The organism is Legionella nigrisilvae (genome assembly GCF_977063395.2).
Genome location: NZ_CDRUGZ020000044.1, coordinates 25,007 through 38,305, shown reverse-complemented (window position 1 = coordinate 38,305; position 13,299 = coordinate 25,007). Strand labels below are relative to the sequence as shown.

Here is a 13,299-nt window from a genome sequence, read left to right as displayed (position 1 = left end):
ATAATTTAATTCTATAGTTTATTAATGGATGTAATTTATTGATGCAATAGGAAAAATCATGACATTAAAATATGATGTGATCGTATTAGGTGGTGGCAAGGGTGGTAAAACCCTAGCTGTCGATTTAGCAAAGGCAGGTCGAAAGGTTGCCATGGTCGAGGACAATCAAATTGGTGGTACGTGCATCAATGTGGCATGTATCCCCACAAAAGCACTGGTTCAATCCGCCAAGATTGCCCATTTTTGTCGTTCTGCATCGGCTTATGGTTTAGAGGCTGCTCTGGCACCTATTGACTTTAAAGAGATACGGGCTCGCAAAGATGCAATTGTGCATGCTATGCGCGAGGCTAATTTGAAACAATTTTTAAATTCTGGAATGGATCTTCTATTGGGGCGGGGTCATTTTGTTGGCCCGAAGAAAATTGAAGTGAGTCTCTCTTCACCTCGGGATAATCAAAAAGTAGTGGAAATTACTGCCGATCAAATTTTTATTAATACGGGTGCCTTACCCTTTGTTCCGCCTATACCGGGACTTGATAAAATCAAATATCATACCAATGACAGCTTAATGAATGTTGATGCTGTTCCTAAACATTTGCTTATCGTCGGTGGGGGTTATATTGGTTTAGAGTTTGCCCAGTTATTTCGTCGTTTAGGTGCAGATGTCACGGTGATAGAAGCGGATAGTAAGTTTTTGGGACGAGAAGACCGGGATATTGCTGAACAGGTTCTAGATACATTAGCTAAAGAAGGAATTCGTTGTTCACTAAATACCAAAATCGATAGTATCCAAGAAGAGAAAGGTGACATCGTGATCCATACCAATCAGAATGGGGTCACTGAACAAATTCGGGGAAGTGATGTGTTAATTGCTGTGGGTCGCCTCCCGAATACAGCAGGATTAAATTTAGATAAAACGGGTGTTGAGCTAGATGAACGGGGTTTTATTAAAGTAAATGAGTACCTTGAAACAAATATTAAAGGGATCTGGGCTTTAGGTGATGTAAAGGGGGGAGCCCAGTTTACCCATTTATCATTAGATGATTATCGTTTAGTCAAGCATAATCTCCAAAATCCACAAAATAAGCATTCCATTCAGGGACGGCTCATTCCTTATACGGTATTTCTGGATCCGGAATTAGCTCGTATTGGAATGACAGAAGCACAAGCCATTGCCCAGGGCTACTCTCTAAAAATAGCAAAAATTCCTGCTGCAGTTATTCCTAGAGCCAAAACACAAGGGGAAACTACAGGTATTTTAAAGGCTGTTATTGATGCAAAAACCGATCAGATTTTGGGTGTTTCTATTTTTTGTGCTGAAGCGGGCGAAATTCTCGGAGTGATCCAATTGGCTATGGAGTTAGGCATCACTTATCAAAAACTTCGTGATGTCATGTTTGCCCATCCTACATTAGTTGAAGGCATTAATCTCTGGTTTAGCGCTGTAGAAAATGTCAAATCTTAAGTGATTACATTGGGTTTTAAATAACCCAATGTGTACTTATTTCTTACTTGTCCTCGAGGAATTTTATCCTCTATTTAAAGAGATTATCTGTATTTATTTCATAAAAATAGAGACAATTTTTACCAAAATGGTCTATTGATGTGTAAAAAAAGTTAAAAAGTGTTGATTTCAATTTCATCTTATGTAAACCTTGCGCACTATGAGTAGGAAATTAATTTACACAATAATCTGTATTAGTTGCCTTATATTCGGTTTGGTCGGACTGTCGCTTTATAAGAAAGCTAAGGTTCACGAGAAGCCATATATTCCCAATAAGCAAGTTATTAATACTGAACCGGTAAGGAACTCTACGGCAAAAAATAGTAGCCCACATCAGAGTGCTGGAAAAGTAGCAACTATGACACCTAAGGGTGCTCATAAAGCAGTTGCTAATGCAAGAGAAAGCTCTCGGCCTAAGCACACCCCAAGAGAGGTTATTATGAAAAGCCATAATATTGCCCTAACAAAGGTGTCGTTTGAGGAATTACCAGGCTGGGATACTGCAGATGTTAAGAAATCTTTAATCGCTTTTCAGAAATCATGTGAGACGTTCTTGAAACAGTCCCCATCTCATACGATCCGGACCCAACATATTAAATTGAAAGCTCGAGATTGGCATCCGGCATGTAAAGCAGCCTTGGCATTGGATTCAATATCAGACGATTCAGCAAAAGAATTTTTTGAGAAGTGGTTTCGTCCAATTGAGTTTGCACAAAAAAAACCCGTCCATGGGTTATTTACCGGCTACTACATGCCCAAAATCAAAGGGAATTTAACGAAAAGCACCAAGTACAATACGCCTATTTATGGGTTACCCAAGGGTAGATATTCAACTTCCTACACTCGCCAGCAAATTGATAATGGAGCGCTTAAGAAAAAGGCACGGGTAATTGCATGGATCCATAGTCCCGCTGAACGGCTTTTCTTAGAGATTGAAGGCTCGGGTGTTATTCAATTACCTAATGGTGAAAATATATACTTAGGTTATGCAGGTGAGAATGGTGCACCTTACACTTCAATCGCGAAAGTGATGATTAATAAAGGGATCATGAGCCGGCATAATGCTTCTAAAGCCGCGATTATCCGCTATTTAGAGAATCATCCTGAAAAAGCCAAATCAATTATTCAGAAAAATAAGTCCTTTGTCTTTTTCGAAGATTTAAAGGAACCCATGGCTCTTGGCGCTCAAGGGATGGCTCTTACACCGGGATATTCTTTGGCTGTAGACAAAAAATGGATTCCGCTGGGTGCTCCGCTTTGGTTGGACACGAAACGACCAGGTAAAAATCAAACCCATGAAAAGCAATTTCAACGCCTTATGATCGCGCAAGATACAGGGGGTGCGATTCGGGGATTTATGCGAGGCGATATTTATTGGGGTTCAGGTAAGTTTGCCACGTTTTTAGGTGAACATATGAAAAACGAGGGTCATTATTGGCTGCTGCTTCCCAAACATATTTTAAATCGGTTGGCTAAAAAAGCACTCTAGTCCCCTTAGAGGGATGAGCGAAAGGGATATTCTCTTGGTGAGTGCCATTATGAAAATGGACTATGAATTTGAAGAAAACCGTTGGGCATTTTATAGTGGGATGTTCTTTTGGACTCTGTTTGTGGTTTTTTTTTAATTCACTGCTCAACATAGAATTGATGCAAAACATCATTTTGTATTATTTTTGCCTATTTTGTTATGGATTAATTGTTGGATTGATTTGTAACCGTATGTTTATTTCTTCTTATCTTGGTATTGTACTCGGTCAATTCATATATTTATTTTTCCTGGTAAAAATTGGTTCATTTATCATGATAGAAGTAGTTTATATATTCATTTTTTCAATCCTGGTATTTTTCGGTAATGCAATTGGAGTATTAATTTCCACTAAATGAAAACGGTCCCCTAGTTTTTACCGTACATGCTACACCATTTCTCCTGTTCTTATAGGGGGAGATTGTGTTTTTCATTGGAATTTGGTGGTGCAGAGCTAAGAACATGCACCATTAATAGGCTAATAAAAGCAGCCAGGGAAAGATATAAAAAGATTTTAGCTAAAAGGATAAGGGTAGGATTACTTCCTTTAAATCTATAAATAGCCATCAGAATTGCTACAGCCAAAAAAACAAAAGCGCCAATTAACATAATATTCCTTTTATCAAACGTTTCCTTTTGAGCGGTCTTGAACAGATCGTTTTGCTTTGTTTCTTTAAAAAAATGGTCTTTAATAATATTACCTAATCTATCAAAGGTTTTCCTCTTTTTAAGTTCATATGTTCTATTCAACTGAAATTTTTAGCTGCGTAAACTCAGGAGTTAGACGACCCTTGGGTTTGTTAAATATCTTCTATAAACGTTGTTTGTTTTGCTTTGAATCGCTGTTGTCCATGATTCACAAGGACATACATGATTTCTATATCGGGCTATGCATTATAAGAAATAATTCGGCATAACCTATAATATTGATACCTACTCTGAGCCTAGAGGAGGCTGCAAAGTTTTACTTAAAACACACTTCATGCTAATTCCAAAAATTTAATCAGTATGAGTTTTATCTTCTGAACTTGATCGAAATTCCTAGTATTATCAAGGCTTATGATTTTGCAAATACTTATTCACTCGTTGTTAATTCCTAAATAAACATGTCCTAATTGCGTACCAAAAGATTATTTGTTCTACACTTTAAGTATGATTATTAACCATCAAGGTGGTGGTATATGCACAGTAGAACTCCGCTGTTTGCTTCTAACGTAAAACGTGGTCCATCAAATAGAGCTTTATGGACTCGAGCTCAATCGTATCCAACAACATTCAGCTCACAGTGGACAATTGAGATTTGTTGTTTTCCAACGAGTACTTTTGGTGGCAAAAAGTTGCATGAGTTTAATCTCTTCAACCTTTTTTCTATGCCTCGAACCTATAATTTAGCATTTAGAGGGATGTCAAAATTAGAGGCTGATTGTGAACATAATCAAAAAATGCATGGGCTGGTAGGAAGAAATCCTGGATCATTTAGGCTCAAAGAAAAAGAAAATGAGATGCTTGAGCATCAACGTGGCAATATCAAGGGAGTTTCTACTTCACTGACCTTATCCTCAGCGAAAAGTTTTGCTAATTATTTGGCTAAAGATCATGAAATAATGGTAATGAATTTAGAAAACATTCCCGAACAAGAACGATACCATCAAATATATATTCAAGGTGCAATGGGAATGAGTTCTACGGGTAATGAAACCGATTATAGTCATGAAAATGAGTGCACTTTAAGTGCGGCCCATATATCTTCTTGTCTCGCGAGAGTGGATCGCAAAAATTTGCTTGCCTGGAAGATTGAATATAATCCACTATACGTGGATCAAAAATTATTATCCTCAGAACTGAAAAGAGAATATGAACAAGTTTTACATAAATTTTATGATCTGATTCAAACTAAAACACCTGATCCAGATGAAGTTAAAAAGTATGGGAAACAAGAGTTGGATTTCTATCTAAGTATGGCTAAGGAGCTTGATTATACTGAGGAGCACACATCGGCACTAATTTCTTACCTCTCAGGAGGAAAGAGTTTAGATTTCTTTGAGGAAATGCAAACAGAAAAAAGACCCGATGTATTAAAGTAAATACAGGCTTTCGAATCGAAAAAAAGACTTTTGTGACCTACGATTTGGCATCTATTTTATATCAAGGGTATTCCTTTAGTCATTCCCGCACAGGCGGGAATGACACAGTAAATTAATACTATCTCAGTGATTTTGACTCAACCCTTTATGACTTGATTAAAGTTGATTAAGTTAATGCTTAATTGATCTGAGTTATTTCTTGGGTTACGACTTCAAATCTTTTTAGGTGATCTTATAGCAACTTTGTTGCATTTTATTGAAATCAGCATTTATTTTATTTGCTATTGATTTAGGTAAAACACAATTCGAATTAGATTTTGCGCTCATGCTATATCTTCTTTTACATTCATTAACTTCATAAGCATAAAGTGCATTGTTATGGGGATAATAGGCATTGTAGTCTGCCCAGTTTTTAGCCTCATTTAAACAATTTTTGTATCTTTTCATACTATCATTATTTTGAGTAATACAAGCCTCCGTCAATGATTTTTTATGCAAGTTAGAGACAATTTTTTGACACGTTGAAAGGATTAACTTTCGTTCTTTTTCTTTAAGTGCCTGAGCTTCTTGAGCCTGCCGGGTTTTCTCGTCTATTGCCTTTCTCTCATTATTTATTTGAATATTGTTCCATATAAGATAAACAACAACTATCTGTACTGCGAGTACAAAAGCTGCGGCATAGATCATATGAATGAGATAATTAGGTTTCGCTTTAGTTGTTTCTGTGGTCATTTGTAGCCTCTAAATATAAGTCCATTATTCTTTTGTGTGGGTTGGTGTTAATAATTTATCGCTTGTGAGTATATATTACACAAGAACAGCCATCAAATACTCAATAAATATCTATTACCTTTTTAACCAGTTTCGTTATTGTTGGATTGAAATTGATTTTTAGTAAAATTCATGTTCTCTTTTAAGAAACAACCTCTGTTTAGCAGGGGAGTGGATAGGTTATTACTTTAAAAAAATAGGGTTGCAATGGAAAATTTTGTAAAAACACCGAACAGTACAACGATGGATTCATGGAAATCATCGGAAGAAGACGTCCATACACAAGCCAATAAATGTATTTTGGAAGCACAAGAGCTTGTATTTCAAAAACTGCCCAAAATCATCGAACAAATTATAGACCAGAAGGTGTGGGAAGAAAAAAACTATAAAAATTTTGGAGAGTATGCACTGAAACACTCATCTAGCGGTTTAAGTATTACTAATAATCAAAGATTATGGCTTTTAAAGTGTGCAATGGACATTCATGGCAAGCATGCCCTTGAATGGGGTGATGTTCTAAATGAAGTGGATGGCTCAGTCAGGACTTATGCTAAAAAAAATAAAATTCCAATTAAAGAGTTGGATAAAAATCTATTTGCACTAGATAGTAAAACTACAAATCCTGAAGTTGAGCAAACAATCACCTATTTACCCTCAAGATCTAAATCAGATGATGGCCAGCTTCTTAAATTAAGGAACTACGATAAAGAGACATACAATAAGGTAGTACACGGTAAAGTAGCGTTAAAAGATGTATTGCTTTCACCAACCCCAAGGAAACAGCTACCACCTATTGAATCAGTTAAAAATAAATTTAAAAGTTTGTCTGAAGCTGATCGAGAGGCCTTTTTAGCTTGGGTTGAAGAGCAAAAAAGGGAGATGGAGAATACACCTGAGGGGAATCCATTCTGATCCATCCATTTTTATGCATTGCTACTATACTAGGAGAACTGATTGACCACTCCCGCGATTTATAATGTTATCCTGCGGTCTAATGTCATCCCCGCGTAGGTGGGGATCTTTCCCTCAAATAATTACGCATCTGTTTGGAGATGGATTTCTCCCTGTACCGGAATGACATTGTGCTTCAAATAACGTGACGATACTTCAGGTGGGCATCGACTAAGCTTATTGCGACATCAAATGATGTATAAGTCATCATTTTAAATAGTCGAGTCTAGAAATTCTTCAAGGGCTGCTTGCGTCCTGTTTCCCATGATGTTCTTTTTCATGTTATTTTTAAAAGTGATAGGAACGCCCTTGATTGCTATACCACAAACCTTTGCAAATTTATCATTTACCATTTGATAGAAAATCCAATCTTTGTACTTTTCCTTATCAGAAACTTGTTCATACACGGGCAAAAAAGCCTTGCAGTGTGAGCACCATGAGGCATGGACCAATAATACTGTTTTAGGCATCCCTAAAGCAGGGCAATCTCTGTTGGTAAATTTTTTTAGAGTGGCAAAAGACAGGCTAGGAATCAGCGTAATCAGCGCTATAATGAAACATTTTGTTACATTTGGCATTACTTCATACCTTGGATTGATTTTGAGGAAAGATCATAAGTTATATGATATTTCAAATCAATTCCCAGGAAATCGCTTTTCTCCCTATGTTTTCGTATGAACTATAAAGAACCTCTTTGATGATACTATTTTCATAATGGTTGTGATTTAAATTGATTGTTAGTGGAGCAATACTGAGAAAAAATGCCTTATTTGGACTTCAATACTCAAGAATTAGTAGCTAAATGGCAAGATCGGATTCTCTATCTCCATAAAGCTATATTGTAAGTTTTAGATGCTAAGCGACTTGATTGGACTATCAAGTTATTCGGATTGGCTTATTGATGATAGATGAATTTCACGCAAAATGTTAAAAACGGGTCTATTAATTGAATAAACCAGCTGCCCTCATTTGAAGTTGAAACTTCGGAACCTTTGTAGGCGGGAATAATTTCTAAAGGCCTGTCTTCCTTTCCGCAAATCGTTCCTATTAGCACAGGAAAATCGTTAGGAATCGCATTTGCTCTTCGATAATAACCTTGTAGAAATATTTCTTCACCCTCTTGTCGCCTATATTCCATATGCCGATAGCGCTTATTCCCTGGATTTGAATTTAAGTTAAATGGACTAATGGAATCTCCAAATCGAATATAGGGAGGCCATTGGGCATTATTATGAAAAGTTCCCACGGATTGGGGATGTACAATGCATTTTCCTGTTTTATCATCCAGTAAAAAATCTACTATATTACTTTCTATATGTACAATTCGATCTGAATCATGTTTGTCTATCACTAAATATAAATAACCGCAACAAGGTTGTTTCGATAATGGGGATAAAATATAGGCAAATGTTTTAATTACACCCCGTAAAGTAACATAGTCTTCTTTTGCTTCACATATTTTGATAGTGTTCTCTACAAGACTAAAATAAAATAGTTTATTAATCAGATAAATAACTATAAAAACGATTATCCCAACGGATAGAAAAATTGCTGTTAACATACAAAATGCTTATATTTGAGCAAATGTGTTAAATATTATCACAGAATTATATGAAATCAATGCCATTATATGAAAGTTGAACAACCTAATACCCATTTAACAAAAACCTAAAGTTTCGTCCTTGAATCTTCGTGTGACATTTCTGAAACAGATTTTTATGGCTTTATTTCTTACTTTAATCCTATATCTTATTTCTATCCAGATACTAATAAAAATACGAATAAAGTAAGTTACAGTTTTTTCAAAAATGAAGCGGCTAAATTAATTGAGACTATGCAAGAGACTTTAGAGAAAATGGAGCAGAAGGTTCTAATGTAAATAGCTCCACTCTAGCTGAGTGAAAATTTATGCAACTGTTTTGCAAATAATTTCAAAGTGTAAGTTCAATATTTAGGTACTTTAATATAGGTTGGAATAGGTCAAAGTTAACTACCGCAGAGCGAGGTTAATTTGCTGACCTAGTATAGAATTTTTGTAGGTTTTCGGTAATTTTCAGAATTACCGAAATAACATAGTAAATGGTGATAAACCTCGATAGGTATTTTTTTGGAAGCAAGTTTACTGTATAAAAAGTTTTAATTTCCATTTTTTTTGGAGCTTAATTAAATAATATCTTTTGGCAGTATCATTTGAGGTTTGTAGGACGTTCATTCCTTTTGCTATATCATAAGCCCGTTGAGTAGTAGGGCATTCCTTAATTGTTATAAACCCATTTCTTTAAATCAGGAAAATCGTTTAAATTCTCTTGCTGTTTTCATTCCACGGATAACAAGCTATCAGCAATTGAATATTCAATTTGCACCCTATATGCACCTTGTGATGACAATTCGGTTTTTGAAAACCTCAAGAACCCTTGCTGTTATTGGTCGGAGTGACAAGAATCGAACTTGCGACCCCTGCCTCCCGAAGGCAGTGCTCTACCAGGCTGAGCTACACTCCGTGCTCAATTAATAGCTTCTTTGCAAAGCAAAATGTGCCAAATTGATAAGCGCTTCTTTGTAATTTGAATCGGGTAATATCACTAATGAAGATAATGCTTTGTCGATTTCTTGAGCGGCTATGTTTTTGGTATATTCAATTGCTTTGGTTTCTTCCAAAGCTTTAAGAATTTCGGGTAAGAAATCTAGGCTTCCTTGTTTTAGACTGCTCATGATTTGCTGTTTTTGCATTTCAGTGCCATGTTGTAAAGCATGAATTAAAGGTAATGTGGCTTTCCCATCCGCTAAGTCGTCTCCTATGTTTTTACCTATAGTTTTGGCATCAGAACAATAATCCAGAGCATCATCTATAAGCTGGAAGGCATTTCCTAGATGGAGGCCATAAGCATAGAGGCTGTCTTGAAGGTCTTTAGAGGCGTTGCTAATCATCGGCCCTATACAGGCCGCAGCTGCAAATAAAAGAGCCGTCTTCGCACGAATTACATCGAAATATTCATCAAAGGTTAAGGCAGGATTATGGCGGTTAGATAGTTGTTTTACTTCCCCACAGCTGATCTCGAGTGCGGTTTTAGCAAAGAGTTTGAGTACTTCTGAATTTCCGGAATCAACAATAAGTTCGATTGATTGGGTAAAGAGATAATCACCAACTAAAATACTTGCTTTGCTACCCCAGATGTCGTTTGCAGTTTGACGTCCTCTTCTTAATGTAGATTCGTCAATGACGTCATCATGAAGTAACGTGGCTGTGTGGAAAAATTCAACCATCGCAGCCAGAGTAATATGCTCTTTACCTTGGTAACCACATGCATTACTTGCTAAAAGAACCAACAATGGCCGTAATCTTTTGCCGCCACTTTGTATTATATGGTGGGACATATCATCAATTAAGCCAATTTGCGATTCAATTTTATTAATAATTAAAGTATTAACTGCATTAAAATCGTCACTAATTAGCGCGCGTATACTATCAATCGCCATTGTTTGTCCTCTACGATTCAATCAACAAATGCTAAGGTTTGAGCATACGAATTGTCAAGCAAAACTGGGTTTAACTTGAACTTATACATTAAATCGGAAATGCATCACGTCTCCATCACACACGATATAATCCTTGCCTTCTAGACGTAACTTTCCGGCTTCTTTAGCTCCTTGTTCCCCTTTACAGGCGATGAATGCATCGTATGCTATGACCTCTGCGCGAATGAATCCTTTTTCAAAATCGGAGTGAATAACACCTGCAGCTTGAGGTGCTGTAGCTCCTTTAGGAATGGTCCAGGCTCTTACTTCTTTTACACCCGCGGTGAAATAAGTTTGTAATCCTAACAATTCATAACCTGCACGAATTACTCGATGTAGTCCAGGTTCGCTTAATCCTAAATCTTCCATAAACTCTTGGCGATCCGCTTCATCCAATTCGACTAATTCCGCTTCTGTTGCTGCACATAGAGCAACAATACTGGCTTTTTCCTGCAGCGCTAAGTTACGAACCTTATCCAGTAGTGGATTGTTTTCATAACCATTGTCATCCACATTGGCAATATAGAGCACAGGTTTGGCGGTGAGTAGAAATAGACGGCGTACTAGAGGTTCCTCTTCAGCACTTAATTCAAGAGTACGAACAGGAAACCCTTCATCAAGATGTGCCTTGATTTTTTCCAAGGTTTTCATTTCAAAAATTGCTTCTTTATTACCGCTACGACTATTTTTTCCTGCTTTTAAAATGGCTTTTTCAAGAGTTTCCATATCTGCTAAAGCCAGTTCTGTATTAATTACTTCGATATCACTTAATGGATTAACATGACCCTCTACATGGACTACATCCGTATTTTCAAAACAACGCACTACATGAGCAATGGCATCGGTTTCGCGAATATTGGCTAGAAACTGATTCCCTAAGCCTTCACCTTTGGATGCTCCTTTTACGATACCCGCGATATCAACAAATTGCATGGTTGCTGGAAGCACTTGTTGCGGTTTTACTATCTCACTCAAAGCATCAAGCCGGGGATCGGGAACAGTAACTATCCCAACATTGGGTTCAATAGTGCAGAAAGGGTAGTTTGCTGCTTCAATACCTGCTTTGGTAAGTGCATTGAACAGAGTTGATTTACCAACATTGGGCAAGCCCACTATGCCGCATTTAAATCCCATGAGTAATACCTCTAAATGTTAAAACTAACGTTAATTTCGGATAAAAAGAAAAAAAGCTGGTTTTCTTTTTATGTCCTTAAACGAACTTTACCCCATAAAATTTGCTGCATTTTAAATGGGATCGATCCTAAATAATTTAGTTCGATAAAAAAGAATACCTTCTTTTTTATTTCGAACGCATTTTAAACTAAATTAAACTGTTACTCTGCGACCTATTCAAAATCTACATGGATTTTTAAATTGCGGAGAAACAATATCTAAACGTTCAATTGATTCATGGCTCTAGCTAAATCACCACATAAGACTAAAGGCATTACCGCTATACCTCTATCAATTGCATCATAAATTAATTGTCTGTCTTGTGCCGAGGGTTTACTGAGCACAAATTGATGAACTAAATCTCTATGACCAGGATGGCCAATTCCAATTCGTAAGCGATGAAATTCTGGGCTGCCTAGTTGAGCTATTATATCTCTTAAACCATTATGACCGCCATGACCGCCACCCGTTTTAAGTTTAATTCGTCCTGGAGGTAAATCCAATTCATCATGAATCACCAGTATTTCTTCGGGTTGAATTTTATAAAATTGACTAAGAATCCGGGTAGGTTGACCGCTATGATTCATAAAAGAAAGGGGCAAGATCAATTTACCTGAATGCTGATTTAATTCTAAATCAGCCAATTCGGCTTGCATTTTTTTTTCCAATTTGAAAAAAACACCATGTCGCTGAGCTAAGGCAGAGACCAACCATCCACCGGCATTATGACGTGTATGTTCATAGGCTGATCCGGGATTGCGCAAACCAATGATAAGTTTTATAGCCATGATATAGCTCTTTGATAGAGGTCGTAATTCTGGAGCTTATGTAGCCTGGGTAAAGCGGAATGATACCTGGGGTTCTGCTGTCCGCATCACCCAGGCTACGGGTTACATTTTCAAACTTGAAGATTACTCTTCATTTTTCTCAGCGTTAACAGTAGGTACAGCAGAGGCTGAAACTTCGGCCGCTTCGTTTGCTTCTTCTTCTGTTACGTTTCCTCTTGGCATATGAATGCTAACAACAGGTGCGTCATGACTTCCATCAGTAACATCAACAGTTAGTTGTACGCCTTTTGGTAATTTTAAATGAGACAAATGAATAATATCGTCCATTTTAACTTCTGACATATCTACTGAAATAAACTCAGGAAGATCTTTTGCTTGGCAACGAATTTCCACTTGAGTCATTGTGTGGTTAATGATACCGCCAGCTTTAATACCTGGAGCTTTCTCTTCATTGATGAAGTGAATAGGTACTAATTTAACGAGTATGTCAGTTTTAGAAACGCGTTGTAAATCCATATGCATTACAACAGGTTTGTAAGGATGACGTTGCAACGCTTTTAAAATAACATGTTCAACTTTGCCATCCACTGTAATATCAAAAACACTTGAATAAATACTTTCAGTTTCCAGTGCTTTAACTACTTTGTTATGTTGAAAATGAATAGACATTGGCTTTTTATCGCCACCGTAAATTACAGCGGGTACTTTATTTTCAAGACGACGTAGGCGGCGGCTCGCACCTTTCCCCATATCCGTTCTTGCTTGTGCTTCTAAAAGGATATTTGACATTATATACTCCAAAAATTTTATATAAGTTCTTGATAACTATTCAGCACATTTCACTCAACCTGTTTTTTGCAAGAGTAGAGGTGTCGAATCGTTTCAGTTCCTTTAAAATTTAATCCGCGACCAGATTAAACACCGAATAATGAATTAAAATATTCGGAAAGGGTGGCGAAGTATACAATATTTTAAAATGAACTTGAA

At 36.9% G+C, this 13,299-nt stretch carries 12 protein-coding genes and 1 tRNA gene; 4 read left to right on the top strand and 9 right to left on the bottom strand.

Annotated elements, in window-relative coordinates:
• Positions 1–58: 58 nt before the first annotated feature.
• Entirely contained in the window at positions 59–1,465 is a 1,407-nt protein-coding gene (locus ACWTE2_RS32475) for a mercuric reductase (protein WP_454786017.1), read from the top strand.
• 253 nt (positions 1,466–1,718) lie between these two features.
• The gene (gene mltA, locus ACWTE2_RS32470) at positions 1,719–2,993 is read left to right on the top strand and encodes a murein transglycosylase A (protein ID WP_370530124.1); all 1,275 of its coding nucleotides are present in this window, start codon (positions 1,719–1,721) and stop codon (positions 2,991–2,993) included.
• Between the two features lie 444 nt (positions 2,994–3,437).
• On the opposite strand, the gene ACWTE2_RS32465 is transcribed toward mltA, so the two are convergent.
• Positions 3,438–3,638, bottom strand: a complete 201-nt coding sequence (locus ACWTE2_RS32465; protein ID WP_454786016.1) for a DUF1328 domain-containing protein — start codon at positions 3,636–3,638, stop codon at positions 3,438–3,440.
• Between the two features lie 572 nt (positions 3,639–4,210).
• On the opposite strand from ACWTE2_RS32465, the gene ACWTE2_RS32460 reads away from it, so the two are divergent.
• Positions 4,211–5,113: a hypothetical protein gene (locus tag ACWTE2_RS32460; RefSeq protein WP_454786015.1), complete on the top strand. Its 903-nt coding sequence runs from the start codon at positions 4,211–4,213 to the stop codon at positions 5,111–5,113.
• Between the two features lie 222 nt (positions 5,114–5,335).
• On the opposite strand, the gene ACWTE2_RS32455 is transcribed toward ACWTE2_RS32460, so the two are convergent.
• Positions 5,336–5,845 carry a hypothetical protein gene (locus tag ACWTE2_RS32455; RefSeq protein WP_454786014.1) on the bottom strand — a complete coding sequence of 170 codons (510 nt, stop codon included), beginning with the start codon at positions 5,843–5,845 and terminating at the stop codon, positions 5,336–5,338.
• A 246-nt stretch (positions 5,846–6,091) separates the two neighbouring features.
• Here ACWTE2_RS32455 and ACWTE2_RS32450 point away from each other — a divergent pair, with 246 nt between their 5' ends.
• Positions 6,092–6,796 (top strand): hypothetical protein, encoded by a 705-nt coding sequence (locus ACWTE2_RS32450; protein WP_454786013.1) that lies wholly within the window; start codon positions 6,092–6,094, stop codon positions 6,794–6,796.
• 251 nt (positions 6,797–7,047) lie between these two features.
• Here the strand turns inward: ACWTE2_RS32450 and ACWTE2_RS32445 are convergent, their stop codons facing one another.
• The 7 genes from ACWTE2_RS32445 to ACWTE2_RS32415 all read right to left on the bottom strand — a co-directional run bounded on the left by ACWTE2_RS32445 (position 7,048) and on the right by ACWTE2_RS32415 (position 13,101).
• Positions 7,048–7,413, bottom strand: a complete 366-nt coding sequence (locus ACWTE2_RS32445) for a thioredoxin domain-containing protein (RefSeq protein ID WP_454786012.1) — start codon at positions 7,411–7,413, stop codon at positions 7,048–7,050.
• Positions 7,414–7,730: 317 nt separating this feature from the next.
• Positions 7,731–8,396: a hypothetical protein gene (locus tag ACWTE2_RS32440; protein WP_454786011.1), complete on the bottom strand. Its 666-nt coding sequence runs from the start codon at positions 8,394–8,396 to the stop codon at positions 7,731–7,733.
• Between the two features lie 863 nt (positions 8,397–9,259).
• A tRNA-Pro gene (locus tag ACWTE2_RS32435) sits at positions 9,260–9,336 on the bottom strand.
• Between the two features lie 7 nt (positions 9,337–9,343).
• The gene (locus ACWTE2_RS32430) at positions 9,344–10,312 is read right to left on the bottom strand and encodes a polyprenyl synthetase family protein (RefSeq protein WP_454786010.1); all 969 of its coding nucleotides are present in this window, start codon (positions 10,310–10,312) and stop codon (positions 9,344–9,346) included.
• Positions 10,313–10,393: 81 nt separating this feature from the next.
• A complete protein-coding gene (ychF, locus tag ACWTE2_RS32425) occupies positions 10,394–11,485 on the bottom strand; it encodes a redox-regulated ATPase YchF (RefSeq protein WP_182391432.1) in 1,092 nt (363 codons plus the stop codon).
• Positions 11,486–11,742: 257 nt separating this feature from the next.
• The gene (gene pth / locus ACWTE2_RS32420; protein WP_454786009.1) at positions 11,743–12,312 is read right to left on the bottom strand and encodes an aminoacyl-tRNA hydrolase; all 570 of its coding nucleotides are present in this window, start codon (positions 12,310–12,312) and stop codon (positions 11,743–11,745) included.
• Between the two features lie 123 nt (positions 12,313–12,435).
• Positions 12,436–13,101: a 50S ribosomal protein L25/general stress protein Ctc gene (locus ACWTE2_RS32415; protein WP_454786008.1), complete on the bottom strand. Its 666-nt coding sequence runs from the start codon at positions 13,099–13,101 to the stop codon at positions 12,436–12,438.
• Positions 13,102–13,299 lie beyond the last annotated feature (198 nt).